At 60.3% G+C, this 25,025-nt stretch carries 26 protein-coding genes; 15 read left to right on the top strand and 11 right to left on the bottom strand.

Annotated elements, in window-relative coordinates; translation table 11 throughout:
• Positions 1-10: 10 nt before the first annotated feature.
• From G505_RS0111560 to nrfA, 4 genes are all read right to left on the bottom strand, one after another.
• Positions 11-955 (bottom strand): Dyp-type peroxidase, encoded by a 945-nt coding sequence (locus tag G505_RS0111560; RefSeq protein ID WP_035385348.1) that lies wholly within the window; start codon positions 953-955, stop codon positions 11-13.
• A 211-nt stretch (positions 956-1,166) separates the two neighbouring features.
• The gene (locus tag G505_RS0111555) at positions 1,167-2,417 is read right to left on the bottom strand and encodes an ammonium transporter (protein WP_028109693.1); all 1,251 of its coding nucleotides are present in this window, start codon (positions 2,415-2,417) and stop codon (positions 1,167-1,169) included.
• A gap of 12 nt (positions 2,418-2,429) precedes the next feature.
• Positions 2,430-2,768, bottom strand: a complete 339-nt coding sequence (gene glnK / locus G505_RS0111550; RefSeq protein WP_028109692.1) for a P-II family nitrogen regulator — start codon at positions 2,766-2,768, stop codon at positions 2,430-2,432.
• 224 nt (positions 2,769-2,992) lie between these two features.
• A complete protein-coding gene (gene nrfA, locus G505_RS0111545) occupies positions 2,993-4,342 on the bottom strand; it encodes an ammonia-forming cytochrome c nitrite reductase (protein ID WP_051216120.1) in 1,350 nt (449 codons plus the stop codon).
• A 406-nt stretch (positions 4,343-4,748) separates the two neighbouring features.
• On the opposite strand from nrfA, the gene narQ reads away from it, so the two are divergent.
• Both narQ and G505_RS0111535 read left to right on the top strand, forming a co-directional pair.
• Positions 4,749-6,449, top strand: a complete 1,701-nt coding sequence (gene narQ / locus G505_RS0111540) for a nitrate/nitrite two-component system sensor histidine kinase NarQ (protein WP_028109690.1) — start codon at positions 4,749-4,751, stop codon at positions 6,447-6,449.
• Positions 6,442-7,065, top strand: a complete 624-nt coding sequence (locus G505_RS0111535) for a response regulator (RefSeq protein ID WP_028109689.1) — start codon at positions 6,442-6,444, stop codon at positions 7,063-7,065. Before narQ ends, G505_RS0111535 begins: the two co-directional genes overlap by 8 nt.
• A 58-nt stretch (positions 7,066-7,123) precedes the next feature.
• Here G505_RS0111535 and G505_RS0111530 read toward each other — a convergent pair whose 3' ends face one another.
• Positions 7,124-7,480, bottom strand: a complete 357-nt coding sequence (locus G505_RS0111530; RefSeq protein WP_028109688.1) for a YacL family protein — start codon at positions 7,478-7,480, stop codon at positions 7,124-7,126.
• A 142-nt stretch (positions 7,481-7,622) separates the two neighbouring features.
• Here G505_RS0111530 and G505_RS0111525 point away from each other — a divergent pair, with 142 nt between their 5' ends.
• Genes G505_RS0111525 through lpoB form a run of 4 tightly spaced genes read left to right on the top strand, consistent with a single transcriptional unit; the run spans position 7,623 to position 10,333 of the window.
• The gene (locus G505_RS0111525) at positions 7,623-7,835 is read left to right on the top strand and encodes a SlyX family protein (protein ID WP_028109687.1); all 213 of its coding nucleotides are present in this window, start codon (positions 7,623-7,625) and stop codon (positions 7,833-7,835) included.
• 1 nt (position 7,836) lies between these two features.
• Entirely contained in the window at positions 7,837-8,379 is a 543-nt protein-coding gene (gene def, locus G505_RS0111520; RefSeq protein WP_028109686.1) for a peptide deformylase, read from the top strand.
• Positions 8,376-9,725, top strand: a complete 1,350-nt coding sequence (locus tag G505_RS0111515) for a COG3014 family protein (RefSeq protein ID WP_028109685.1) — start codon at positions 8,376-8,378, stop codon at positions 9,723-9,725. The genes def and G505_RS0111515 overlap by 4 nt, the downstream gene beginning before the upstream one ends.
• A 14-nt stretch (positions 9,726-9,739) precedes the next feature.
• Entirely contained in the window at positions 9,740-10,333 is a 594-nt protein-coding gene (gene lpoB, locus G505_RS0111510) for a penicillin-binding protein activator LpoB (RefSeq protein WP_028109684.1), read from the top strand.
• A 51-nt stretch (positions 10,334-10,384) separates the two neighbouring features.
• Here lpoB and G505_RS0111505 read toward each other — a convergent pair whose 3' ends face one another.
• Positions 10,385-10,594 (bottom strand): YheV family putative zinc ribbon protein, encoded by a 210-nt coding sequence (locus G505_RS0111505; RefSeq protein WP_245568367.1) that lies wholly within the window; start codon positions 10,592-10,594, stop codon positions 10,385-10,387.
• A 67-nt stretch (positions 10,595-10,661) separates the two neighbouring features.
• Between G505_RS0111505 and G505_RS0111500 the strand changes: the two genes are divergently transcribed.
• The 7 genes from G505_RS0111500 (at position 10,662) to crp (ending at position 17,241) form a co-directional block, all read left to right on the top strand.
• On the top strand, positions 10,662-12,563 hold the full coding sequence (locus tag G505_RS0111500) for an ATP-binding cassette domain-containing protein (RefSeq protein WP_028109682.1): 1,902 nt from the start codon (positions 10,662-10,664) through the stop codon (positions 12,561-12,563).
• 3 nt (positions 12,564-12,566) lie between these two features.
• Positions 12,567-13,067 (top strand): TIGR02444 family protein, encoded by a 501-nt coding sequence (locus G505_RS21395; RefSeq protein WP_051216118.1) that lies wholly within the window; start codon positions 12,567-12,569, stop codon positions 13,065-13,067.
• Between the two features lie 102 nt (positions 13,068-13,169).
• Positions 13,170-14,141, top strand: coding sequence for a hydrolase (locus G505_RS0111490; protein ID WP_342662887.1), 972 nt, complete (start codon positions 13,170-13,172; stop codon positions 14,139-14,141).
• A gap of 63 nt (positions 14,142-14,204) precedes the next feature.
• On the top strand, positions 14,205-15,152 hold the full coding sequence (locus G505_RS0111485; protein WP_028109680.1) for a DUF3187 family protein: 948 nt from the start codon (positions 14,205-14,207) through the stop codon (positions 15,150-15,152).
• Between the two features lie 2 nt (positions 15,153-15,154).
• Positions 15,155-15,406 (top strand): YheU family protein, encoded by a 252-nt coding sequence (locus tag G505_RS0111480; RefSeq protein ID WP_028109679.1) that lies wholly within the window; start codon positions 15,155-15,157, stop codon positions 15,404-15,406.
• A gap of 73 nt (positions 15,407-15,479) precedes the next feature.
• Positions 15,480-16,394, top strand: a complete 915-nt coding sequence (locus G505_RS0111475) for a phosphoribulokinase (RefSeq protein ID WP_028109678.1) — start codon at positions 15,480-15,482, stop codon at positions 16,392-16,394.
• A 211-nt stretch (positions 16,395-16,605) separates the two neighbouring features.
• On the top strand, positions 16,606-17,241 hold the full coding sequence (crp, locus tag G505_RS0111470; protein WP_028109677.1) for a cAMP-activated global transcriptional regulator CRP: 636 nt from the start codon (positions 16,606-16,608) through the stop codon (positions 17,239-17,241).
• Between the two features lie 112 nt (positions 17,242-17,353).
• Here crp and G505_RS0111465 read toward each other — a convergent pair whose 3' ends face one another.
• From G505_RS0111465 to G505_RS0111445, 5 genes are all read right to left on the bottom strand, one after another.
• Complete coding sequence (locus G505_RS0111465; RefSeq protein WP_028109676.1) at positions 17,354-18,151, bottom strand: DUF1338 domain-containing protein; 798 nt, start codon at positions 18,149-18,151, stop codon at positions 17,354-17,356.
• A gap of 9 nt (positions 18,152-18,160) precedes the next feature.
• On the bottom strand, positions 18,161-19,621 hold the full coding sequence (gene astD, locus G505_RS0111460) for a succinylglutamate-semialdehyde dehydrogenase (RefSeq protein WP_028109675.1): 1,461 nt from the start codon (positions 19,619-19,621) through the stop codon (positions 18,161-18,163).
• A 10-nt stretch (positions 19,622-19,631) separates the two neighbouring features.
• The gene (gene astA / locus G505_RS0111455) at positions 19,632-20,654 is read right to left on the bottom strand and encodes an arginine N-succinyltransferase (protein ID WP_028109674.1); all 1,023 of its coding nucleotides are present in this window, start codon (positions 20,652-20,654) and stop codon (positions 19,632-19,634) included.
• Between the two features lie 39 nt (positions 20,655-20,693).
• Complete coding sequence (locus G505_RS0111450) at positions 20,694-21,905, bottom strand: aspartate aminotransferase family protein (RefSeq protein WP_425402182.1); 1,212 nt, start codon at positions 21,903-21,905, stop codon at positions 20,694-20,696.
• Positions 21,906-22,243: 338 nt separating this feature from the next.
• Positions 22,244-23,329 (bottom strand): HDOD domain-containing protein, encoded by a 1,086-nt coding sequence (locus G505_RS0111445; protein WP_157509181.1) that lies wholly within the window; start codon positions 23,327-23,329, stop codon positions 22,244-22,246.
• A gap of 275 nt (positions 23,330-23,604) precedes the next feature.
• Between G505_RS0111445 and G505_RS0111440 the strand changes: the two genes are divergently transcribed.
• Entirely contained in the window at positions 23,605-24,036 is a 432-nt protein-coding gene (locus G505_RS0111440) for an autonomous glycyl radical cofactor GrcA (protein ID WP_028109671.1), read from the top strand.
• Between the two features lie 324 nt (positions 24,037-24,360).
• The gene (locus G505_RS0111435; RefSeq protein ID WP_028109670.1) at positions 24,361-24,939 is read left to right on the top strand and encodes an anthranilate synthase component II; all 579 of its coding nucleotides are present in this window, start codon (positions 24,361-24,363) and stop codon (positions 24,937-24,939) included.
• Positions 24,940-25,025 lie beyond the last annotated feature (86 nt).

Raw genomic sequence — 25,025 nt, 5'->3', positions numbered from 1 at the left:
GGGGGTCGGTTTAGCCTGCGGCGGACTCCATGAAGTCCAGGGAGGGGGCAAAGAAGGCCGCGCCGGTGACCGCCTGGGTGAAGTTCAGCAGGTGATCATAGTGACCATGACCATCGCCGTGGATCATCGACTTCAGCTGGGCCTCGAAGTTCACCGGGGTGCTGCAGCAGCTGATGAAGAACAGGCCCTGCTCCTTCATGGTGCCGTAAGGCATGCTCTGACGCAGGATCTCCATGGAGTTGCCCTGGTCATCCTTCAGGTTGGTGCGCTTGATGTGGCAGGTCAGGGGCTTGTCCTGGCTGGCGTACTCGACGTTCTCCATCTTGGTACGGCCAATGGTGTCCTCCTGCTGCTTCAGGCTGATGCCGCTCCAGCGGTCCATATTGTGCTGATAACGCTGGACGTGAATGTAGCTGCCACCGCGGAATGGGGTATCCTCATCCCCCACCAGGGCCACCTCACGGCGATGCACCCCCTGAGGGTTCTCGGTCCCATCCACAAAACCGGTCAGGTCGCGATTGTCCAGGTAGCGGAAACTGCGCACCTCCTCCACTAGCTGAACCAGACCCCTGAGGCGGTGACACACCTCCATCGCGGCCACATGGTTGATGTCTACCCGGTCAGAGCGAATGTGGATAAACAGGTCCACCGGCTGCACCGGCGCCTTGCGGTCATCCTGCTCGAAACTGGGGAAGGGGCGCAGCTTGGCGGGGCGGGCATCGGGGTAGAGGGTATCCCAGTAGTTGGCGCCGACGGCCACAAAGCCGTTGAAGGCACTGTCTGCATTTTGATCCACCGAGGCCTGCAACCAGCCGGCGATCTCCGCCAGCACCCCTCTCAGGGCGGGCTCCGCCTGCTCCTCTGCGTTAAACAGCAGATACAACCCGTGAAGGTTGCCCTCTGCACATACCCCTGCTTGCTCCCGAGGCATAGCGCTCCCTGTGTCTGTGGTCATGATGACTCCGAACTCCGATAACAATACAAAATACCCGGCGATGACCTATGGTGCAATCGCCGCCCAACAGTCTGCCCCATGGCACAGCCACAGATCTTGCTCTGCCTCATGCCTTGAGTGAAAAAGGATGAATATCAGCCACTCATAAAAAAGCGCCCTCCAAGGGAGGGCGCAACTGCAGTAGAGAGAGTTGTTGTCGTTATTATGGAGTTCAGTTCGTTCCCTTGACGGTGACAAACTCAGGGTAGGCATCGATGCCACAGTCCGCAATGTCCATGCCGCGGTACTCCTCCTCTTCGCTGACCCGGATGCCCATGGTCTTGTTCAGCAGGTACCACACCCCCAGGCTGGTGGCGAAGACCCAGGCAAAGATGATCAGGGCCCCCAGGGCCTGAGTGCCGAAGCTGGCGTCACCGTTGGACAGGGGCACAGCCATCAGTCCAAAGAAGCCACACACTCCGTGTACCGAAATCGCCCCCACGGGATCGTCGATCTTCACCTTGTCCATGGCAACGATGGAGAACACCACCAGGCCGCCGGACACCAGGCCGATGACGCCGGCCAGAGCCAGAGAGGGCGACAGCGGGTCGGCGGTGATGGCCACCAGCCCTGCCAGGGCGCCGTTGAGGATCATGGTGAGATCCGCCTTGCCCCACATCAGCTTGCACACAATCAGGGCGGCAATGGCACCGAAGGCGGCCGCGGAGTTGGTGTTGACGAAGATCTTGGCCACGGCGGTGGCGTTCTCGGCGTCAGACACCATCAACTGCGAGCCGCCGTTGAAGCCGAACCAGCCGAGCCACAAGATGAAGGTTCCCAGGGTCGCCATGGGCATGTTGGAGCCAGGGATGGGATGCACGCTGCCATCGGCACCGTACTTGCCCTTACGGGCGCCTAAGAGGAGCACCCCGGCGATTGCTGCTGCCGCACCGGCCATGTGAACGATGCCGGAACCGGCGAAGTCCACAAAACCCAGCTCAGAAACAAAGCCACCCCCCCAGGTCCAATATCCCTCAACTGGATAGATGAAGCCGGTAAGGACAACAGCAAAAGCCAGAAATGCCCACAATTTCATACGTTCCGCCACGGCACCAGAGACGATGGACATGGCGGTGGCCACAAAGACCACCTGGAAGAAGAAGTCGGACTCCAGGGCGTGGTCCGCATCGGAAGCCTGAGTGCCAATCAGCCCGCCCAGGCTGGGCAGCCAGCCCGCTTCGGCGTTGTCCACATACATGATGTTGTAACCCACCAGCAGGAACATGGCGCAGGCGATGGCGTAGAGGCAGATGTTCTTGGTGAGGATCTCCGTGGTGTTCTTGGAGCGGACCAGGCCCGCCTCCAGCATGGCGAACCCTGCCGCCATCCACATTACCAGGGCACCGGACATCAGGAAATAAAAGGTATCCAGGGCAAATCTCAGTTCAGACACCGTGGTGCCAAGTTTGGTTAACTCTTCCATCTCTCGTCCCCCTTAAATCGCTTCTGCGTCGAGCTCGCCGGTACGAATCCGCACCGCTCGCTCGAGGTCGTATACAAAGATTTTTCCGTCGCCGATCTTGCCGGTATGGGCCGCCTGGCTGATCACCTCAATCAGGTGATCCACCTTGTCCGCCGCCGTGGCGATCTCCAGCTTCACCTTGGGCAGGAAGTCCACCTGGTACTCGGCGCCGCGGTAGAGTTCGGTGTGGCCCTTCTGACGGCCGAAGCCCTTCACCTCGGTGACCGTCAGTCCATCGACCCCCAGATCTGCGATCGCTTCCCGGACATCGTCCAGTTTGAACGGCTTGATAATGACGCTTACCAATTTCATCTTCCCAATCCCTCATCCAGTGCTGATGGCATAGCTATTTCAACTCCCGTGCCAATTTTTATTATCGACTAAAATCATTCACTTAGCTGAATCCGCCCCCTTGGGATTGACTAACCATGCACCATTAGGTGCACGTTTATTCTGACTTCGCCCAGTTTTGGTGCACAAAAAAACAGCACAAAAAAAGCCCCGCACAGGGCGGGGCTTGAACGACGCGAAATGGCCTACTCGGTCTTACCCGGGTAGTTCTTGTCCCACTCGGGCACCAGGGTCTTCTTAAAGGTTTCCTTGTCGGCACGGAGTTTATCCATGTCCAGTCCAACCACCGCCTGAGCCTTGGCCTTGGTGGAGATGTCCGGCACCTTCACCTCGGCGGTCACGCCATTTACCGCCAGGATGCGGGCCAGCATGGCGCGCGCTTCGGCACTGCGCTCCAGAGAGGTCCCCAGTACCCGCATCGCCTCTGCCGGGTTGTGAGCGTGAACCCCGTGGGACGCGATGGCGTAGTCCCAGCGCCACTGGGCGTGGCGGATGGCGGTCAGGGCGTCCTTCATCTGCGCCTCGGTGGCCCCGGCATCCCAGGCAGCCTTGGCTTCGAAGTGGGCTTTGACCAGCTGGTCTTCCGCCTGGATCTTCAGATCGGTGACCATCTTCTTGTAGTCAGCCACCACCTTCTCCAGCTCCTCTTTCCCCTGCTCATGACACTTGCCACAGGTAAACTCGAAACGATCGAAGGGGTTACCCACATTATGGTCGGTGAACTTCTTACCTTCGGCGTTGGTCACCCGGGGCATATGGCAATCGGTACAGGAGACATCATTGCGACCGTGAGGGCCGGTGCGGGCGGTCTCGAATCCTGGGTGCTGCGCCTTGAGCATCGGTGCCTTGGACACACCGTGGGTCCAGTCCTTGAATTCCAGGGCATCATAATAGGCTTCCATATCCTCCACCGAGGTGCCGTTGTTCCAGGGGAAGGTCACCATGATGTCGGGCTTGGAGAAGTAATACTCCACGTGACACTGGGCACAGACCATGTTCTGACGATCCGACTTGGAGGCAGACTCCCAGTCCATGCCGATGGCGGCGAAGCCACGCTCGGCGAAGGGGACAGACATCCTCAGCTTGCCCTTGTTGGTGTGGCAGTTACCACAGCCGATCTCATTGGTGATCTGGTCACCCCGTTTGGCCCACTTACCGTGGAAATACTCCTTCTCACCCAGGGTATCGATCAGTCTGGGCACATCCGGACTCTTACAGGACCAGCAGGCCATGGGCATGGGACCATCCTCTTTGCCCGTGGGCGCACCGGTGCGCAGGGTGTTGCGCAGGTCGGTGATGGTGTAGTGGTGGCCCCGGGCCTTGTTGTAATCCTTGGCGAAGCCGTAGCCGGCCCAGAGCACCACCAGCCTGGGATCCTCGGCCAGAGCATCCACCAGCTCCTTACTCTCCTCGGTCTGTTGCCAACTGGCATGCTGTTTCTTGAATTTAGCGAATTTACTGCTGTCCGCTTCGGTCACCTCTTTGGCAGTGGCCAAAGGCGCGGCCAGACACAACAGTGCTGCAATGAGTTTCATCCTGTTCACGATTGCGCTCCATTATTGCTGTTTTAGATGGCAACCCGGCGATGTCGACCCTGGGTGAAAGCAATCACGCCAATTTGGGAGTTGATGCCCACCGACCCAGTGTTCTCTGAGTGCAATGGGTCCGGTTTCCTGAAGGAGTTGGCGCCGACCAGGACCGGGCTGACGATGTCCACGAGTCGCGTTCGATTTGGGCACAGGATTCTGTGCGAACAACCGAACGCCAAACATGGCGCCGTCACCCTCGGCCAAATGTCTCCCACTCAAGGTCAGCACGCCCTAAGGCTGCCATCTAAGGATAGATAACTTGACCAATTTCGCCCGTGAATCACTCACTTCTCTTGTCATTCACCGGAGCTTGGCGATAGGCTTGCAGCAAACCTCAGAAACAGGGCCCGTCATGCGCCGCAACAAAAGCCTCTCCACCACAGTGTTGTCACTGATTGTCAGTGTGATTTTCATCTTTGGCGGCCTGGCGGTCTTCTCGGTGATCACCCTGATGTACAGCGTGGATGATGCCAAGGCGATCAACGCATCCGGCTCCCTGCGAATGCGCTCCTACCAGCTGATCTTCCTGGCCAACGCCGGCAGCACCGTGGTGGATCGTAAGATTGCCGAATTTGAGGAGATCCTCTACTCCGACGAACTGGGCAAGGCACGCAGCTGGTACAACCCTGGCTCCACCCACGAGCAATACGATCAGGTGATCGCCAGCTGGCATCAGATGAAACTCTACGCCCTCAACGGCAACTCCCGCGCCTACGTCAACGAGGTGCGTCAGTTTGTGGATGAGATCGACATGCTGGTGGACATGTTGGAGAGTCAGGCGGAGAAGAAAACCATGTTGTTGCTGGCCACCCAGTTGCTTGGTCTGCTGACGGTGATGGCCATGGGCTTTTTGCTGATGCGGGCGGTGGGAGGCCGGGTGCTGCGCCCCCTGCACCTGCTGGAAGAAGCCGCCCTCTCCATCAGCCGGCGCAAGTTCGACCTGGACCTGCCCGAGAGTGAATACCACGAACTGCAGACCCTGAGTGACACCTTCAAAGAGACCGCCGCCGAGCTGGAAGCTCTCTACAGCAACCTGGAGCAGCAGGTGGAGGAAAAAACCCGGGAGCTGGAGCAGGCCAACGCCGGTCTGATGCTGCTCTACCAGACCTCCCTGTGGTTCCACCGGGATCGCCTGGGCGCGGACACCATGCAGCAGGCTCTGGAGCGCCTGCAGAAACACACCGGCGCCAATGGGGTCACCCTGACCATCGACGATCGCCAGGACCTGACCATGACCCTGGGGGATCCCAGCCGCAACACCCCCATCTCCACCGCCGAACCGCTGGTGTTTGAACATGAACGTCTGGGCACCCTGTCGCTGATTGGCCACGGCCCCCTGCCACCGCAGATGCTGCACAACTTCGCCATCATTGTGGCCCGGGCGGTGCTGCTCAATCGCGCCAGCCAACAGCGGGAACGGCTGACGCTGATGGAGGAGCGGGGCACCATCGCCCGGGAACTGCACGATTCCATGGGCCAGGTACTGGCCTACATGAAGATCCAGACGTCGCTGCTCAAGCGGGCCATCGCCGCCAACAACCAGGAGCTGAGGGACCAGGCGATGGAGGAGATCGTCTCAGGCACCAACCAGGCCTACCAGCAGCTGAGGGAGCTGCTCTCCACCTTCCGTCTCACCATCTCCGAGCAGGATCTCAAGGCCAGCCTGGAGCAGATGCTGGAACAGCTGGAGTCGCGTTCGGAGAGCGAACTGGTGCTCAATTATCATCTCACTACCCCGGCGCTCTCTCCTCAGCAGCACGTACACCTGCTGCAGCTGAGCCGGGAGGCGGTACTCAACGCCATCAAACATTCCGGCGCGGACAGCATCACCCTGAGTGCCCTCTCCCTGGAGGATGACCAGATAGAGCTCAGTGTGTGCGATACCGGCATCGGCATCGAAAATGTGAAAGAGAGAGAAAACCATTTTGGAATTGGTATCATGCATGAACGTGCACGCAAGCTGGGCGGAGAGCTGAAGTTCATCTCCAATCCCGGCGGCGGCCTGTGCGTGAAGGTAATATTCAGACCACAAGAGGACGATAAGCATGAGTAAGCCCTGGAGCGTGATGGTCGTGGATGACCATCCCCTGCTGCGACGAGGCATCTGTCAGCTGCTGACCCTGGACGAGCGCTACGACCTGTTTGCCGAAGTTGGCTCAGGGGTGGATGCCCTGGCGGCGGTGGCCGAGGATGAGCCTGACCTGATCCTGCTGGATCTGAATATGAAGGGGATGTCGGGTCTGGATACCCTTAACGCACTGCGCCAGGAGGAGGTCACCAGCCACATCGTCATCCTGACCGTGTCTGACGCCGCCGAAGATGTGCGCACCCTGATCCAGGCCGGCGCCGACGGCTACCTGCTCAAGGACAGCGAACCCGAGCAGATTCTGGATCAGGTGGAGCAGGTCATTACCGGCAAACAGGTGATCACCGAGCGTCTGCAGTCCTACCTGCAGGGTTCGGGAGGGGAAGATGACTCCTGGTGGCAGGAGCTCACCCCCAGGGAGCAGGAGATCGCCCGGCTGATCGCCGAGGGGATGAGCAACAAGCTGTTGGCGGAAAAGCTGTTCATCAGTGAGGGCACCGTCAAGGTGCACGTGAAGAACCTGCTGAGAAAGACCGATTGCCGCTCCCGGGTGGAGCTGGCGGTGAAGGTGTTGCAGAAGTAATCAGGGGGGCGCCCAGCCCCGCTGGGCCACCTTAAGGCGTGTAAGGGTTTACCACGCCCTAACGCCCCAGAAACTGGTGCCAGCTCTCCAGCAGCTGGCACAGGTCCTCCAGTCCACAGCTGGACTCACTCTCCTGATCGTAGAGCTCCACGTCCGGATCCAGTTCCTGCTCCTGCTCCATGCCCAGGGCGTTGTGGCTCAGCATCACCTCACCCTGCTCCAGAACCAGGGTCCACTCTCCCAGGCCGAAACGCCGCTCCGCCAGCCCATTCACCTGACGCAACTGGCCCAGCAACCGGTCTACCAGCTCACGCCGGCCCAGCTCCTCCGTCAGCAACTGGCCAAAGGCCTCGTGGCCCATGGACAACCTTGCCTCCCGCTCTCCGGTGAGGCCGTGTTTGAACTCATATTCCATATCAGGGTCTTATCAATATTGTCGCGAACTAAAGTTTAACCCAGGGGCGCCGCGGCCGCTGCTCAATCAACGCGCATCCACACATGAAACCCAGGGGGCATTCCTCTATGATAGTGAGTCATCTCTTATTGAGCACAGCAGTATGTCCCTAACCGAACAAAGAATCAGCGAGCTGGAGACCAAGGTGGCCTTCCAGGAGGAAACCATCGACAGCCTCAACCAGACTGTGGTGGAACTGAACCAGCGGCTGGATCTAATGCAGCGCCAGATCAAACAGCTGGCAGACAAGGTGATGGCCACCGGCCCCAGCCAGATCGCGACCCAGGCGGAAGAGACCCCACCACCCCATTATTGATATGAGCCAGACCACCCTCTCCCCGACCCCTCTCACCATCGCCCTGCTGGGCGAGGCGGTGCTGCGCCAGCAAGCCAGGCCGGTCCCGCTGCCGGACCCACTGGTGGACAGACTGGCACAGCAGATGCACCAGAAGATGGAGGAGCAGGGCGGGGTCGGCATCGCCGCCCCTCAGGTGCACCACAGCCTGGCGCTGATGATCATCGCTTCACGCCCCAACGCCCGTTACCCGGACGCGCCGCAGATGGATCCGGTGGTGATGGCCAACCCCGGCATCGAGGCTCAGTCCAGCGAGCAGGAGAAGGGATGGGAGGGTTGCCTGTCGGTACCCGGCATCCGCGGACGGGTATCGCGCCCCTTATGGGTTGACGTCCGCTTTGATGACCTCAGTGGCCAGCGACACCACACTCGCCTGGAAGGGTTTGTGGCGCGCATCTTCTGCCACGAATTTGATCACCTGTGCGGCCTCACCTTCCTCGACAGAGTGGAGGACAACCGCCAGTTGATGGCCACCGAGGTGTGGCTCAGGAAGGGGCTGTCATGATGAAACCCATCACCTTGGCGGCCCTCGCCAGCCTGGCGTTGTCGGGCTGCGCCTCCAACTCGCTGTTCCTGCCCTATCCGGCGCAGATGGGCGAGGTGAAAGCCCAGCTGGACAACGGCAAAGGCCAGGCATTGAAACCCCTGGAGGCCGGGTTGCAGGGGCAGGACCGGCTGCTCTACGCCCAGGAGGCGGGGCGGATTGCCCAGCTTCAGGGCAACTTTGACGCCAGCCGCCGCTACTTTGAACAGGCCCTGAGCCAGTATGACCAGCGCGACTGGAAGGCCCTGGTCAGCCTGAGCGATCTCACCAGCCAGGCCGCAGCGGCCACCCTGTCCGACAACCTGATCCCCTACCGGGGCCAGGCCTACGAGCGGGTGCTGGTGCACCAGTATCAATCCCTCAACTACCTGCTCAGTGGCGACCTCACCGGGGCCACGGTGGAGGCGCGGCGGGCCGATCAGGCCCAGACCCTGGCACTGAGGGCCTACGAAGACAGAGATGAGGTGAAGACCCTGCGCAGCGCCAGCCTCAACCGGGAGCTGGCCAAGCTGGACGCCTTGGGCGGCAACGCCACCAACTCCTTTCTCAACAGCTACACCCTGTATCAGAACGCCATTCTGTTTGAAGCCCAGGGGGAAGACAACGACGCCCTCATCGACCTGCGCAAGGCGCTGCAGGCCTACCCGGACAACCGCCTGCTGGGTGCCGAGTATGTGCGCCTCTCCTGTGAACTGGACATCGACTGCGACGGCGCCCGCCGCCAGTTTGGCGCCCCGGCGGAGTTTGCCCCGGATCAGGGGCGGGTGGTGGTGTTGCTGGAGACCGGCTATGTGCCGGCCAGGGAGTCGGTCACCATCCCCTTTACCATCGACGGCTACTACCAGCAGGTCTCCCTGCCCACCTATAGGAGCTTGTCAACGCCCAACCCAAGGGTCAATCTGAGCCTGGAGGGAACAGAATCCTACCAGGGGGAGGCCCAGTTGATCGGTGAGATCGACACTCTGGCGGTGCGGGCCCTGCAGGAGCAGTACCCCGCCATCGTCCTGCGCCAGGCCTTGCGGGTGGCCGCCAAGGCCGGCACCAACCAGTGGGCGGAAAAGAAGGGCGGTGACGTTGGCGCCATCGCCATGCAGATTTTCAACGCCCTGACGGAACAGGCGGACCGGCGCAGCTGGCTGACCCTGCCCCGCCAGGCGTGGATGTGGCCCAAGGCGGTCACTCCCGGCCAGTATCAGCTGGCCATCGACGGTACCCCGCAACCGGTGGAAGTCAAAGCGGGACGAACCACCCTGGTCTGGGCGGTGAAGACCGGCCCGGGGATCCGGATGCACTCAGTGATTTTGTAAGAGGAAGACCCAAGATGAAAAGCGTAAAACTGATCGTGGCCGTTGCGGCCATCGCCCTGCTCGGCGGCTGTCAGTCCAAGGTGGAGTACCGGGATGCCACAGAAACCGAGACCGTCACCGTAGATTTTGGCTCTTCGGATCTGCAGTCCGTGGCCGCCAAGATGGTGGACTCCATGCTGACCACCCCCTCGGTGATCCGGCTCACCGGCGACAGCCGTCCCGTGGTGTTCGTTGACAAGATCAAGAACAAGACCTCGGAGCACATCGATACCGAGTCCATCACCGATACCATCAGCACCCGCCTGCTGCGCAGCGGTCAGTTCCGCTTCGTGGACATGACCAAGGTGGAGTCGGTACGCAAACAACTGGACTTTCAGAACAACGGCGGCCTGGTGAACCCCGCGACCGCCATCCAGTTCGGCCGCCAGATCGGTGCCCAGTACATGCTGTACGGCAACCTCTCCAGCATCGTCAAGCAGGACGGGTCCACCAAGGATGTCTATTACAAGATGACCATGCGACTGATGGATCTGGAGAGTGGCCTGATCGAGTGGGCGGATGAGAAAGAGATCCGCAAACAGAAGAACCGCTCCTTCCTGGGGCTGTAAAACCGGCTTCTGAGGGCGTACTGACACGCGCAGCACGCCCTGTTGCCGGCTCTATTCCGGGGTGAACACCCCGATGATCTGGCCGGCGCCGGCCTGCTTCTGGGCCGGTGCGTCCGCCTGCCGCTGCTGATGGCCGCACTCCACGCACTCCATCACCTCCACCCCGTTCTCGGCAAACAGCATGATGCTGTCCATCGCCTGACATTCTGGGCAGCTGGCGCCGGCAATAAATCGCTTCTTGCGGGTTGCTTCCATGATCATCTTTCTCCTCAGGCCCTAGGGTCCGTTGTGGTACACTTCGGCCACTTCCTATCTGACTATCGAACCCATGATAACGCTAAATCAGGTGCAACTCATCCGCGGCGCCAAGCGGCTGCTGGATAACACCTCACTCACCATCTATCCCGGCCACAAGGTGGCCCTGGTGGGGGCCAACGGCAGTGGCAAGTCCAGCCTGCTGGCGATGCTCACCGGCCAGGTCAGCCCGGATGCGGGGGACCTGAGCCTGCCCAAGGGGTGGCGTATGGCCACCGTAGACCAGGAGACCCCGGCGCTGACAGCCAGTGCCCTGGATTACGTGCTGGACGGCGATCGCCACTTCCGCGCCCTGGAGCAGGAGCTGGGCCGTGCCCAGGAGTCCGGCGAAGGCCGGGCGATCGCCGCCGCCCACGACGCCTTCGAGGCCTATCATGGCTACCAGATACCCGCCCGCGCCGCCGAGTTGCTGGACGGTCTCGGGTTCGATCAGAGCGCTCAGGGACAACCGGTCAAGAGCTTCTCCGGTGGCTGGCGGATGCGCCTCAACCTGGCCCGGGCCCTGTTGGTGCCCTCGGACCTGCTGCTGCTGGATGAGCCCACCAACCACCTGGATCTGGACACCCTGATCTGGCTGGAGGGGTGGCTCAAGCGTTATCCAGGCACCCTGATCCTCATCAGTCACGACCGCGACTTCCTGGACCAGGTGGCCGGTGAGGTGGTGCACATCGAGCACCAGAAACTGAACCACTACAAGGGCAACTACAGCCAGTTTGAACGCCAGCGCGCCGAACAACTGGCCCAGCAGCAGGCCCAGTTTGAAAAGCAGCAGCGCCAGCGGGCTCATATGCAGTCCTTCGTGGATCGCTTCCGCTACAAGGCCAGCAAGGCCCGTCAGGCACAGAGCCGGCTCAAGGCCCTGGAGAAACTCACCGAACTGGCGCCCCTGCATGCCCAGAACAGTTTCAACATCCAGTTCCGCGACCCCCAAGCCCTGCCCAACCCGCTGATCCAGATGGACCAGGTACAGGGTGGATACGGTGACAAGACGGTGCTGGAGCAGATCAAACTCAACCTGGTGCCCGGCAGCCGCATCGGCCTGCTGGGGCGTAATGGCGCCGGTAAGTCCACCCTGATCAAACTGCTGGCGGGGGAACTCAAGCCGATGAGTGGCGAGCTGGCCCCCAATCCGGCCCTGCAGATCGGTTACTTTGCCCAGCACCAGTTGGAGACCCTGCATCCGGAACAGAGTCCGCTGCAGCACCTGACCCTGATCGCCCCGGACGCGACCGAGCAACAACTGCGGGACTACCTGGGCGGATATGGCTTCAGCGGCGACAAGGCCAAGGAGCCGGTGGCCCCCTTCTCCGGCGGGGAGAAAGCACGGCTGGTGCTGGCCCTGCTGATCTGGCAACGCCCCAATCTGCTGTTGCTGGATGAACCCACCAACCACCTGGATCTGGAGTTGAGGGAAGCCCTGACCCTGGCCCTGCAGCAGTTCGATGGCGCCATGGTGGTGGTCTCTCACGATCGCCACCTGCTCCGGGCGACCTGCAGCGAATTTTACCTGGTGGATGGCGGCCGGGTGAACGACTTCGAAGGGGATCTGGAGGACTACCACCAATGGCTGATTCAACAGGCCAGAACCAGCGACACCCAGGAGAATGGTCCCTCCCAGTCAGAACAGAAGCGAAACCGCAAGCGCCTGGAGGCGGAACTTCGCCAAAAGCTGTCGCCCCTCAAAAAAATCGAAACTGACATCGATAAACGGATGTCAAAGTTGCACACTCGTTTGACCACCATTGAAGAGTCCCTATCAGACAGTCGCCTCTACTCCGATGAGTGCAAATCAGAACTGAGTGGCCTGCTGATGGAACGAGGCGATCTGCAATCCCAGCTTGAAGAGTTTGAGCTGGAGTGGTTGGATATCCAGGAGCAGATGGAAGCCATTCGGGACGCCGCGAAGGAGCAATAATAGATGATCAGTCACGAGAGCCTGTGGCAGTTCGGCGACAAAATCTGGCAGCAGGAACAAGCCCGCCAGATCTGTTTGCTGATGCAGGATCAGTACAGCATCGACCCCAACCTGCTGCTGTTGGCCATCCTGATGGAGCATGAACACATGTTCCTGGATGGCGCGCGCTTTACCACGCTGCGCAAGGCCAAAGATGAGTGGGAAGAGCGCATGGTAGGCCCCTACCGCCAGCTGCGTAAATTGGCCAAAACCAGCCTGCCGGAAGACAGCTACCGGCAGATGCTGGAGGTGGAACTGGTGATGGAGAAACGCAGCCAGCGCCTGATGGTCAAGGCCCTGCAACACCTGAAGGTGGAGGCGGAGGGAGACAACCTCACCGCCTGCCTACAGGCCCATGATCTCAATCCCGGGGACCTGCCCTCTGAGCTTCTGGGTCAGCTGTCGGAGCTGTTCGACCTGGCCAGCCAGATGATCAACCAGCCCCAACTCAGGGCGGTGCAGTAATTATGAGTCACACAGGGCCCCTCGGGGCCCTTTCTCTTTCCCTTTTCCTTTCCCCAAGGGTAGAAGTTCCGCTACCCTGAAGCCTCATTCCCACGGACATTGATGACACGGATGACGACCCGCTTTTCCCCCAGCCGCTGGTGGCGTAACCCCCACCTGCAGACCATCTGGCCGCTGATGGTCAAGCCCGCCGCCCTGCCCCTGCACAGGGAGAGATTCTCCCTCAGCGATGGCGATCAGCTGCAGCTGGACTGGCTGAACCCGGAGGGTGACGGCCCCCTCTACCTGCTGCTTCATGGCCTGGAGGGAGGCTCTGACTCCCACTATGTGCGTCGCATGCTGCATCGGCTCAACCAGCAGGGGGCGGCGGCAGTGGTGATGCATCAGCGCAGTTGCGGCGGCGAGATGAACGCCCTGCCCCGCACCTACCACAGCGGCGAAACCGCCGATCTGGGCCAGCTGCTCACCAAATTGTCCAAGCGCTTCCCCGGCCGCTCCATCCTGGCCATCGGTTACTCACTGGGGGGCAATGTGCTGTGCAAGTACCTGGGGGAACAGGGAGACATCAGTCTGATTCAGCGGGGCGTGGCGGTCTCTCCTCCCCTGGATCTGGCCGCCTGTGCCCAGCGGATGGAGCGCGGTTTCTCCAGGGTCTATCAACGTCACCTGCTGACCCGGCTGAGGGGCAAGATCCATCAGAAGCTGGCCGGTCCCCACGCTGGCGCCATGCCCGTGGGACCCGGGGAATGCAATAAGCTCACCACCTTCTACCAGTTTGACCACAGGGTCACCGCCCCGCTGCACGGCTTCGATGGCGCCGACGACTACTACCGTCGAGCCAGCGGCAAGCAGTTTCTCAAGGGAGTACGCCGTCCCCTGCTGGTGCTGCACGCCGCCGATGACCCCTTCATGACTCAGGCGGTGATTCCCGCCCCCCACGAGCTGGCCCACAGCGTCACTCTGGAGCTGTGCCCCTATGGCGGTCATGTGGGATTCATCAGCGGCGGCCCCCTGTGGCGACCGGCCTTCTATTTGGAGCCTCGAGCGCTCAACTACCTGAACGAGCCCTTATAAATCCGGCACTTCCCATATTCGCCTCCTACACTGAATCTCAGAGAGGGTGTGTGGGAGGTGGAGATGAAAGCTGTCTGGATCCTCGGGGGACTGGTGGTTGCCGTAGCCCCGGCCTATGGCCGTTACTGGGCAGACGGGCCCATGATGGTGCGCTCCCAGGCGCCCCTGAAGTCCCTGGTTCTCAGCCCCATCTTCCGCCCTGCCCGCTACACCCAGGGCGACCTTATCGCCGATGCCGCCATCTACGCTGCCAGCATCTGGGCCATCGACGATGAGTATGTGATGGACTACTACACCATTCAGTACCGTTTCAGCCTGCTGTGGAGTCCGTCGGACCGCTGGCAACTGGGGGCCTCCATCGCCAGCCACACTACAGACGACGCCCATCTGGATCAGCTGACTCTCTCCTTCCACAAGTTGTTCGGCATCGACCAGAATGGCCGGACTGACGTCCCCAAGCATCGCAGCTACCTGGAGATCCCCAAGGCGGACCTGCTCATTGAAGACTTCAGCGGTCAGGCCATCGGCCGTCAGTTGGAGCTGTCCCTGGGCTACGCCCTCTATCGTCATCGCCGCCATGACCTGAGCAGCACTGTGGTTCTGGCCTACGAGGATGACACCAACCCCCGCAGCGGCGGCGGCTGGGACGGCAGTATCCAGCTGGATTACCAATATGCCTGGCGCAACAACACCGCCTACCTGATGGGGGCCGTGGCCTGGACCGACGGCGACGCCCTGTTCGGTTTCGAACTGGAGACCTCAAGCTGGCACTGGGGCATGGGCTACCGCCGCCAGTTCGGCGACCGTCATCAACTGCTGCTGGAGTACAACGCCGCCGACGGCATACTGCCCGACCTGGGTGAGTTCGCCAAGCCGGTCCACGAGATCAGCCTGGGCTACCGCTACCAGGTTCGCAATCTGGCCTTGGAAGGGGTTATCATGGAGAACTTCAAACACCCGGACAACAGCGCCGACGTGGCTCTGGTGGCCAAGATCCGATATAAGTTCTGACCATGCTGATCCCCTACGAGCAATTGAAACAGAGTCTCTCGACCGAGGCCCTGACCAACCTGATGCGGGAGTTTCTGCTGCAGCAGATCACCGACCAGGGGTTTGACCAGACCGACAGCCAGGCCCTGTCCCAGGCATTGCCCAAAGTGGAGGCAGCCCTGAAGCGGGGCGAGCTGGTGGTAGAGTTCAGCGAAGAGGAGGAGTCGGTGGCGATCCGCCCGGCGGATCAGGTGACCTCCGCCATGCCGCTCTGAGGCAAAGCTTCTTGACCCGGCAGGGGCAACACTTTTATAACAAAAGACCAATTACAGGGAGGGGCCAAAGGATATGTCAGCCAAACACCCGATCATCGCGGTTACCGGCAGCAGTGGTGCCGGCACCACCACCACCACCAAAGCCTTTAAACACATCTTTCGTCAGCTGGGTGTGAAGGCGGCGCTGGTGGAGGGGGACAGCTTCCACCGCTACACCAGGGCGGAGATGGAACTGGCGATCCGTAAGGCCAGGGAAGAGAACAAGAGCATCAGCTATTTTGGCCCCGAAGCCAACGACTTCCCCGCCCTGGGTGAGCTGTTTGAAACCTATGGCCAGTCCGGCCAGGGCCAGGTCAGACAGTACCTGCACACCTTCGATGAGGCGGTGCCGTTCAACCAGATGCCCGGCACCTTCACCCCCTATCAGCCCCTGGAGACAGATACCGACCTGCTCTATTACGAAGGGCTGCACGGTGGCGTGGTGATCGATGAGGTGAACGTGGCGGAGAAGGTGGACCTGCTGATCGGCATGGTGCCCATCGTCAACCTGGAGTGGATTCAGAAGATCATCCGCGATACCGGAGACCGGGGCCACAGCCGTGAGAAGGTGATGGGCAGCATCGTCCGCTCCATGGACGACTATGTGAATCACATGACCCCGCAGTTCTCCCGCACCCACATCAATTTCCAGCGGGTCCCCACGGTGGATACCTCCAACCCCTTCAGCGCCAAGGATATCCCCAGCGACGACGAAAGTTTCGTGGTGATCCGTTTCCGGGGTGTAAAAGACGTGGATTTTTCCTACTATCTGCAGATGATTCAAGGTAGTTTTATGTCCAGGATCAACACCCTGGTGGTGCCCGGCGGCAAAATGGGCCTGGCCATGGAGCTGATTCTGACGCCGGTGATCAAAAAATTGATACAGCAGCGTAAACAAACCCTGATCAAGGAACAATTTGAACAGGGGAATAATGGAGAGCTGAGCTAACCTGAAATAACCCAGGATCCCGTCATCAGTAATTTTGTTTGACCAAATTGGGTCTTTTCGGGCAGATCATCTTCTTAATCCGAGCTTTTTTTTCAGCGGATATAAAAAACTTGGATCAAGGTCATAGTGCTTTGGGCTAGACCTATTTAACATTTGAACCTAGAATTCTGAGTTGTTTATCTTTTCCTTACCAAACTGAGGGACAGCACTTATGGCGCTAATCGGCAAGCCAAAACCGGATCCAACTCTAGAGTGGTTCCTCTCCCATTGCCACATCCACAAGTATCCTGCCAAGAGCACTCTGATCCACGCCGGTGAAGAGTCCGATACCCTGTACTACATCGTTAAGGGTTCCGTTGCGGTACTGATCAAGGATGAAGAGGGCAAGGAGATGATCCTGTCCTACCTGAATCAAGGTGACTTCATTGGAGAGCTGGGCCTGTTCGAAGAGCAGCCTGAGCGGACCGCATGGGTTCGTGCCAAGTCTCCTTGTGAAATCGCCGAGATCTCCTACAAGAAATTCCGCCAGTTGATCCAGGTAAACCCTGACATTCTGATGAAGCTGTCCGCTCAGATGGCCAACCGCCTGCAAAACACCTCTCAGAAGGTGGGCGACCTGGCCTTCCTGGATGTGGCTGGCCGCATCGCCCAGACTCTGCTGAGCCTGGCCCGTCAGCCCGATGCCATGACTCACCCGGACGGCATGCAGATCAAGATCACCCGTCAGGAGATCGGTCAGATTGTTGGCTGTTCCCGTGAGACTGTCGGCCGCATCCTGAAGATGCTGGAAGAGCAAAATCTGATCCAGGCGCACGGTAAGACCATCGTGGTCTACGGCACCCGTTAAGGACCGAGCTCAGAATCGAAAAACCCCGCCGATGCGGGGTTTTTTAATGGCTGAGCGTTGAGCAATAAAAAAGGGCGCCTGGGCGCCCTTTTCTCGTACCGAGTCTCGCCCGTTAGCGAACGTTGGTGGACTCGAAGATCTTGTCCGCCGAAGCCGCCACAAAGCCGGAGTAGAGCTCGCCGTCGGCCATGGGGTAGCGCAGGGCAAACTCATAGAAGCAGGCGGGGATGATCATCTCACCGTCGGCGAAGCTCACCGCCACCTTATCCGCCAGGGTGGAGGACTGCTCCAGCAGCACTTCCGGGCTGCCCTTGATCTCTCCGCCGGCGCTGTTGAGTTCGAAACCAGCCGCCTTCAGCGCCTGATTGACGCTTTCCAGGGTACCGAACTCGCTCAGGTGGTTGACGCTGACGGTAAAGTGGTTGGCGCGGAATCCGAAGGCCGCCAGCCAGGCTGCGTATTCACTCTCCTCCAGCAGGGTGTGGTACTGCGCCTGAGTCGCCTTCCAGGGCGCGCCACCATAGGCGTGGGCCACGTCCTGGGTCAGCCCCTGGGGCATCTGTGCCACCAGAGACGCCACGATCTGCTGCAGCTGCTCACTGCACTCCTCCAGCTTCAACTCAGAGATAAACACCTTGGGCTGTGTGCTGTCCGGGTGCTCGTAGTGACGGGCATACAGTTTCTTGGCGTCGAACTGGTACTCCCCCTTCTGCTCATAGCCCAGGGCCAGGAAGTGCTGGGCCAGGTTGTCGATCCCCAGGCCCGGGGCGCGGAAGGTGCGAAACGCCACGTGGTCGTTGATGATCGCTTCACCACTGCTCAGCAGCTGGTGCACCTTGTCGGCGCTGGGGCACTGCTTCAGGTAATCCTGCCAAAGCTGGCCAAACAGGTTTTGAATATCCATTTCCATCTTACTCCTTTAGATCTCCAGGCCTGGGGCCAGGGTGGCGGGCATGGCGACCTGATCCGCTTCCACGGAAGCGACCGGGTAGGCGCAGTAATCCGCCGCGTAGTAGGCACTGGCCCGGTGATTACCGCTGGCGCCGATGCCACCGAAGGGGGCGGAGCCGGCAGCGCCGGTGATCTGCTTGTTCCAGTTGACGATGCCGGCGCGGCTGCGCGCCAGGAAGTACTCCCACTCGTCCCGGCTGTCGGACAGCAGGCCAGCGGAAAGGCCGTAACGGGTGCGGTTGGCCAGCTCAATAGCCTGATCAAACTCGTCGTAACGGATCACCTGCAGCAGCGGACCGAAGTACTCCTCGTCAGGCAACTGACCGATGGCGGTGACATCGATGATGCCAGGACTCACCAGGCCGGTCTCCGCCTCCAGCTGACGCAGCTCCACCAGGGATTCGCCGCCCAGTTCACGCAGCTTGGTCTGGGCCTCCACCATCCCCTGGGCAGCCGCGGCGGAGATCATCGACCCCATGAAGGGCTGGGGCTCGGCGTCGAACTTGCCGACACGGATCTTGTGGGTGGCCTCCAGCAGGCGGGCCAGGATCGCCTCGCCCTGCTCGGTGCGGGGCAAGTAGAGCCGACGGGCACAGGTACAGCGCTGGCCGGAGGAGATGAAGGCGGACTGGATGATGTCGTGCACCGCCGCCGCTTCATCCGCCACCTGGCGAACGATCAGCGGGTTGTTGCCCCCCATCTCCAGAGCCAGAATCTTGCCAGGCTCACCACCAAACTGCTGATGCAGCAGGTGACCGGTACGGGAGCTGCCGGTGAAGAACAGTCCGTCAATCTCCTGGTGGGAGGCCAGCGCCTTGCCGGTTTCCAGCTCACCCTGCACCAGGTTGATGACACCGGCGGGCAGGCCGGCTTCCAGCCAGAGGGTCAGCATCAGCTCCGCCACTTTGGGGGTCTGCTCCGATGGCTTGAGGACCACGGTGTTGCCGGCGATCAGCGCCGGCACGATGTGGCCATTCGGCAGGTGGCCGGGGAAATTGTAGGGGCCAAACACCGCCACCACGCCATGGGGCTTGTGGCGCAATACGGCACGACCCGCGGGCGCCTGGCTCTCCTTGGAGCCGGTGCGCTCGTTGTAGGCGGTGATGGACAAACCCACCTTGCCAATCATGGCGGCGGCCTCGGTGCGGGTCTCCCACAGGGGCTTGCCGGTCTCCTCGGCGATGGTCAGGGCCATCCGTTCCTTGTTGGCTTCCAACTGCGCCTTGTAGGCGTTGATGACCGCCAGTCGCCCTTCCAGGCCCTGGCTGAACCAGGGGAACTGGGCGGCACGGGCCGCCTTCAGAGCCGCATCCACCTGCTCTGGGGTGGCACTCTGGCCCTGCCAGATCACCTCGTTGCTGGCCGGGTTCACCGAGTGCATCTGGTGACCCAGGCCCTGGACCCACTGGCCGTTAATCAAATGGCTCATCACTGCTTCCTTATCGATTCATGCCCAGGACCCACACAGTGGCCCCGGGGTCTCGGGCCAGTGCATTGGCATCAGCCCGGCTCAGGAAGATCTCTCCGGCCTCCCTGTCTACCTTGGCACTGGCTCTGATGATGGTCAGATCCTTGAGGTTGGCGTTGGTGACGATCACCTTGTCGTCACCGTCGTGTTCACCCACCTTGAGGGTCAGGCTGACGGACTCGCGAACCGCCTTGATCTCGCTGCGCTGGCACTCCACCGTCGGACCGGCATCGAAGATGTCCACATAGCCCTGACAACGGAATCCTTGGCTCTGCAGCAGCCTAAGGGCGGGCTGGGTGTTCTCGTGCACCTCACCCACCACCGCTTGCGCCTCTGGACTCAGCAGGTTGACGTAGATGGGGTGACGGGGCATCAGCTCCGCCACAAACACCTTGTCCCCGATACCGGTCAGGTAGTCTGCGGTGGGGAAGTCGATGCCGAAGAAGTGATCTTCCAGCCACTGCCAGAAGGGGGAGGCCCCACTGGCGTCACTGACCCCGCGCATCTCGGCGATCACCTTGTCACCGAAACGTTCGGGAAAGGCCGCCAGCAGCAGGAAGCGGCACATGGACAGGAAGCGGCCGTTGTCCCCCTTACGCCATTCAGGCTTAAGATAAAGGGTACACAGCTCCGCCGCCCCGGTGTAATCGTTACACAGGGTCAGGGTGTTCACTTCCCGGCGGATTCCCAGCTGAGGCGAGACGTGCACATCCTTGCCCAGGCGGTAGTGGTAGAACGCATCTTCGATGCCCACCGCCGCCTCGATGGCGCAGGTGCCCACCACCTCATTGGTTTCCGTCTCCTCCAGCACCATCAGGTAGAGCTCGTCTCCCGGCTGCTCCACCTCTTTGGCGAAGCTGCGGACAGAGCGCTGGATCTTACTCTTCAGCAGTTTTTCATCGATTGGCAACGAGGTGAATCCGTGGCCGGAATCCTCGGCAATCTGAAGCAGAGCGGGATAATCCCGCTCGGCGATCGGTCGTACTCTAAGCATGGCCGGTCTCCTCTCCTACTCGCCCTGGCGGGGAGGGAGTTAGCCCTGTTTTACCTTGGCAACCGCTTCCTCGAAGCGGGCCAGACCCAGTTCAATCTCTTCGTCGGTGATCACCAGAGATGGGGTGAAACGCACCACGTTGGCACCGGCTACCAGGCACATCAGCCCGGCTTCGGCAGAGGCCACCAGGAAGTCACGGGCACGGCCCTGGAACTCGTCATTCAGTACGGCGCCGATCAGCAGGCCCTGTCCGCGCACTTCGGAGAACACCTGGTACTTGTCGTTGATGGCGTTAAGGCCGTCAACAAACTTGCGGTGTTTGATGGTCACCCCTTCCAGCACATCCGGGGTATTCACGACCCCCAGAACCGCATTGGCAACGGCACAGGCCAGTGGGTTACCACCGTAAGTGGATCCGTGGGTGCCCACCTTCAGGCTGGAGGCGATCTCGGCCTTGGTCAACATGGCTGCGATGGGGAAACCGCCGCCCAGCGCCTTAGCGGTGGTCAGGATATCGGGCGCCACACCATAATGCTGGTAGGCGTACAGGGCGCCGGTACGGCCAACACCGGTCTGAACCTCATCGAAAATCAGCAAGGCGTTGTGCTTATCGCACAGGGCGCGCACGCCATCCATGAACTCCTGGGTGGCGGGGATGATGCCGCCCTCGCCCTGAATGGGTTCCATCATCACGGCGCAGGTCTTGTCGGAGATCACCGCTTCCAGAGCAGCCAGGTCATTGAACTCAATGTGATCAACACCTTGTGGCTTGGGGCCGAAGCCATCGGAGTAGGCGGGCTGCCCCCCCACGGTCACGGTAAAGAAGGTGCGGCCGTGGAACGCCTTGGTGAAGGCGATGATCTGGTTCTTCTCTTCGCCACCGTTCTCCAGGGCCCAGCGACGGGCCAGCTTCAGAGCCGCTTCGTTGGCTTCGGCACCGGAGTTGGCGAAGTAGACCCGATCGGCGAAGGTGCTGTCGGAGAGGGTCTTGGCCAGCTGCAGAGCGGGCTCGTTGGTCATCACGTTGGAGAGGTGCCACAGCTTCTCCCCCTGCTCCTTCAGGGCGCCGACCAGCGCGGGATGGCAATGACCGAGGCAGTTAACGGCGATGCCGCCGGCGAAGTCGATAAACTCGCGCCCCTCCTGGTCCCACACCCGGGCGCCTTCGCCACGAACAGGGATAACACTGGAGGGGTTGTAGTTGGGGACCATTACCTGGTCAAACAGGGCGCGGTTGAGCTGTGATTGCATTGTCATGTTCTCCTTGGTCTTACTCTTTGTGTCCCCCGAGTGTGAGGCACAAATGTGACCTAATTATCATTCTGATAACAACCAACCATATAAAATTGTCGCTTTGCAGTCAAAATGGTGGAGTGCCGGACAAAAGCGCAAAAATAGGGTAATTATTCACCATTAAAGACACTGATACATCCATATATAGTGGCAAAACAATAATTAACCCATTGTAATTTAATAGTATCCTAGGGTTTTACTAAGTAATTGCGCATTCTGAAGATTTTTACCAACCAAACCCCTCTTTACGTTATCTATGCAGCATTATCGCCGCCCCATTCACCGAAAAAAACCTGTTAACGCCGGCTCTGGGCCTTCACTCTGGCTTCCGGGATCTGGTAATAGCCGCTGATCACCTCCAGTCCGTCCACCTCTTTCATTACCCTGCCAGACAGGGTCAGATAGACCACCTCGCCAAAGGCGCGGCTCATGGCTCGGGCGGCCGGCTCGGCGCGCAACCAGGGTTGCTCCAGAGAGCCCATCAACTCAAGCAGGCGCCCCTGATAGCCAATTCCCTCCAGGAAACGACGACCTATGACCAGGTGCTGTTGCAGGTGTTCCGCCACAGGCTCGCAGGGCAAACGCAGGTAGCGCAGCGCCTCATACAGCTCACCGCCGGGCTCCAGCCTGGCCTGATTCATCCACTCCCCCCTCATTCGCTGATAGAGGTGCGTCGCCTTACGGTGGATCAGTATGGGGCCCAGGGCAAACAGACAGGCGTAGATGCGGGCATGATCGGGGTTCTCCCCCTCCTCCCTGAGCCAGTGCTCCGCCTTGGATTTCAGCAACCGGCACCAGCGCCACAACTTACGCTGATGCAGCCCCTGACTCTGATCCGGTGACCAGCTCCAGTGTTCAAACACCAGACCGGGAATCAGCTGAGCCAGTTTTTCATACCCCAGGTAGTTGATCGCCAGATGCACATCCTGCAGGCCACTGGCGCGGCGATACTCGGAGCGATTGGAGTTGATGTGGCGGATCAGCGCCTGGCTGAGCCAAGGGTCCGCTTCGATAAACCGGGTCAGCCGGCGAACGTCGCCATCGGGGTTGAGCAGCAGCTCCAGCATCTCCAGCTGAGCCACTTCGATGCCCAGCACCCTCTGCAGCCCCTCGGGCTGAGCCATTAAACGCCCCAGCTCCGTCTCATAAGCGCGGCAGAAGAACTGCTTCAGTTTCTCCTGCTCCTCATTGCGCTTCAGGTTCTTCTGGATCCGCTTGAACTCCGCTGCCCGTTCTACCGCCAGCTTGTGGCGCCAGACGAAGGCGACCTCGTCCTCCATGGTGGTCATCGGAGCGTGGACAGGTTCAGAGAGACTCTGATACTGCCAGAACTGCTGTTCGAGCTGCTCCAGCATCTGAGGTTTTGGAAGTTGGGTATTCACTGTTATCTAATGGTTGTGCCTTTTTGACTTTTATATCACAAGCACTTAGGGAATTTCCGCCCTGCGGAAGCAGTTTTTCCTCAGAGGAAATTCACACGCACCATTAGGGTGCAACTCCGCGCGGCAGTTTTACCGCCCTACCACAGATCCAGATCACAGAAAACCACCCCGCATGAGCGGGTTTCATTGACCACCATGAAATAAGTCATGTGTCAACGGGATTGGGATGGCGTAATCTGAAGCCAGTTCTCACTATCACAATAGGATGTACGAAGATGGTAACAGGAATTCAGATCACTCAATCCGCCGACACCGCCCTGGTAGGCAGCATCTGGCTGATTGACAAGGCTGCTGGCGAAGCCCGCTGTGTTGCCGCGAAAGAGAAGTATGAAGCCGACCAGGTTGTTGCCCTGACCGACCTGGGTGAGTACGAGTCCCGTGAACTGCCTGTTGAGTCCGCCAACCCTGCCGGTCGCGAAGGCGGTCAGCACCTGAACGTGAACGTACTGCAGCGTGACGTCCTGCAGAAGCTGATGGACGCCCGTGAGCGTGTAGAAGCCGGTTCCGCCAACGACGATGACTACGCTCTGATCAGCGACAACGCCCAACTGACCATCCGCGTCTCCGGTTACGCCGTTCGCTTCAACTCCCTGACCCTGGAACAGCAGCGCGACGTTGTGGCCCGGACCTTCACCGACAGCCTGTAAGGACGCCAACGCGCCCTTCGCCTGTTAACGCCGCTCCCTGAGCGGCGTTGTTGTTTCTGTGGATTAAGCACACCCCCCAATTGAGAGCCGGGCAAAATGTTCCGAAAGCCACCCAAGGTGCAAACCAGTCTCAGGTCCCGGCATGGGACGCCGTTACCGCCAGCCACAGAGACACCCGCTCTCACCTTGGAAGAATCATCTGAATAGCCCCACCTCACCGCAGCGATCCCTCTCCCGCACAGGAGATCCCCTCCATCCGGGATGATCTCTTCGGCCCATGGGGGTAGAATGCCAGCGCTTCGCCTAAGCCGACAGGGACCCTCCATGCTGCTGATGCTCGACAACTACGACTCCTTTACCTACAACCTGGTGCAGTATTTCCAGCAGTTGGGTGAACAGGTCGTGGTCCGTCGAAACGACGCCACCAGCCTGGCGGAGATCGAGGCGCTGAATCCCGACTATCTGGTGATCTCCCCCGGGCCCTGCAGCCCCAACGAAGCGGGACTCTCCCTGTCACTGGTGAAGCACTTCTGCGGCCGGCTGCCCATCCTCGGCGTCTGCCTGGGCCACCAGACCATCGCCCAGAGCCTGGGCGCTCAGGTGGTGAGGGCCCACCGGGTGATGCACGGCAAGACCTCCAGCATTCGCCACCGAAACCTCGGCGTGTTTCAGGGACTGCCGGACCCCCTCAGGGTCACCCGCTACCACTCGCTGGTGGTGGACCCGGACACCCTGCCCGACTGTCTGGAGGTCACCGCCTGGTGCCACAACCAGTTGGGGCAGCCGGAGATCATGGGCCTGCGCCACACCTCCCTGCCCCTGGAGGGCGTACAGTTCCACCCCGAGTCCGTGCTCACCGAGCAGGGGCTGGCGCTGCTGGATAACTTCTTGAAACAAAACTGAACGCCCCACGCCTCTCTGCTGGCTGATGCCGGGGAGTCACTGTGATATAAATCACGGTCAAACACACGCCAAGGATCCCTACAACA

It is taken from the genome of Ferrimonas futtsuensis DSM 18154, from assembly GCF_000422645.1.
GTDB classification, from domain to species: domain Bacteria; phylum Pseudomonadota; class Gammaproteobacteria; order Enterobacterales; family Shewanellaceae; genus Ferrimonas; species Ferrimonas futtsuensis.
The sequence above is the reverse complement of the archived record's forward strand: the minus strand, read 5'-3'. Positions and strand labels throughout refer to the sequence as shown.

Bases quoted from the DNA above. Each gene is read 5' to 3' on its own strand.
- G505_RS0111560 (WP_035385348.1), bottom strand. From the start codon at position 955: ATGACCACAGACACAGGGAGCGCTATGCCTCGGGAGCAAGCAGGGGTA.
- G505_RS0111555 (WP_028109693.1), bottom strand. From the start codon at position 2,417: ATGGAAGAGTTAACCAAACTTGGCACCACGGTGTCTGAACTGAGATTT.
- glnK (WP_028109692.1), bottom strand. From the start codon at position 2,768: ATGAAATTGGTAAGCGTCATTATCAAGCCGTTCAAACTGGACGATGTC.
- nrfA (WP_051216120.1), bottom strand. From the start codon at position 4,342: ATGAAACTCATTGCAGCACTGTTGTGTCTGGCCGCGCCTTTGGCCACT.
- narQ (WP_028109690.1), top strand. From the start codon at position 4,749: ATGCGCCGCAACAAAAGCCTCTCCACCACAGTGTTGTCACTGATTGTC.
- G505_RS0111535 (WP_028109689.1), top strand. From the start codon at position 6,442: ATGAGTAAGCCCTGGAGCGTGATGGTCGTGGATGACCATCCCCTGCTG.
- G505_RS0111530 (WP_028109688.1), bottom strand. From the start codon at position 7,480: ATGGAATATGAGTTCAAACACGGCCTCACCGGAGAGCGGGAGGCAAGG.
- G505_RS0111525 (WP_028109687.1), top strand. From the start codon at position 7,623: ATGTCCCTAACCGAACAAAGAATCAGCGAGCTGGAGACCAAGGTGGCC.
- def (WP_028109686.1), top strand. From the start codon at position 7,837: ATGAGCCAGACCACCCTCTCCCCGACCCCTCTCACCATCGCCCTGCTG.
- G505_RS0111515 (WP_028109685.1), top strand. From the start codon at position 8,376: ATGATGAAACCCATCACCTTGGCGGCCCTCGCCAGCCTGGCGTTGTCG.
- lpoB (WP_028109684.1), top strand. From the start codon at position 9,740: ATGAAAAGCGTAAAACTGATCGTGGCCGTTGCGGCCATCGCCCTGCTC.
- G505_RS0111505 (WP_245568367.1), bottom strand. From the start codon at position 10,594: ATGATCATGGAAGCAACCCGCAAGAAGCGATTTATTGCCGGCGCCAGC.
- G505_RS0111500 (WP_028109682.1), top strand. From the start codon at position 10,662: ATGATAACGCTAAATCAGGTGCAACTCATCCGCGGCGCCAAGCGGCTG.
- G505_RS21395 (WP_051216118.1), top strand. From the start codon at position 12,567: ATGATCAGTCACGAGAGCCTGTGGCAGTTCGGCGACAAAATCTGGCAG.
- G505_RS0111490 (WP_342662887.1), top strand. From the start codon at position 13,170: ATGACACGGATGACGACCCGCTTTTCCCCCAGCCGCTGGTGGCGTAAC.
- G505_RS0111485 (WP_028109680.1), top strand. From the start codon at position 14,205: ATGAAAGCTGTCTGGATCCTCGGGGGACTGGTGGTTGCCGTAGCCCCG.
- G505_RS0111480 (WP_028109679.1), top strand. From the start codon at position 15,155: ATGCTGATCCCCTACGAGCAATTGAAACAGAGTCTCTCGACCGAGGCC.
- G505_RS0111475 (WP_028109678.1), top strand. From the start codon at position 15,480: ATGTCAGCCAAACACCCGATCATCGCGGTTACCGGCAGCAGTGGTGCC.
- crp (WP_028109677.1), top strand. From the start codon at position 16,606: ATGGCGCTAATCGGCAAGCCAAAACCGGATCCAACTCTAGAGTGGTTC.
- G505_RS0111465 (WP_028109676.1), bottom strand. From the start codon at position 18,151: ATGGAAATGGATATTCAAAACCTGTTTGGCCAGCTTTGGCAGGATTAC.
- astD (WP_028109675.1), bottom strand. From the start codon at position 19,621: ATGAGCCATTTGATTAACGGCCAGTGGGTCCAGGGCCTGGGTCACCAG.
- astA (WP_028109674.1), bottom strand. From the start codon at position 20,654: ATGCTTAGAGTACGACCGATCGCCGAGCGGGATTATCCCGCTCTGCTT.
- G505_RS0111450 (WP_425402182.1), bottom strand. From the start codon at position 21,905: ATGCAATCACAGCTCAACCGCGCCCTGTTTGACCAGGTAATGGTCCCC.
- G505_RS0111440 (WP_028109671.1), top strand. From the start codon at position 23,605: ATGGTAACAGGAATTCAGATCACTCAATCCGCCGACACCGCCCTGGTA.
- G505_RS0111435 (WP_028109670.1), top strand. From the start codon at position 24,361: ATGCTGCTGATGCTCGACAACTACGACTCCTTTACCTACAACCTGGTG.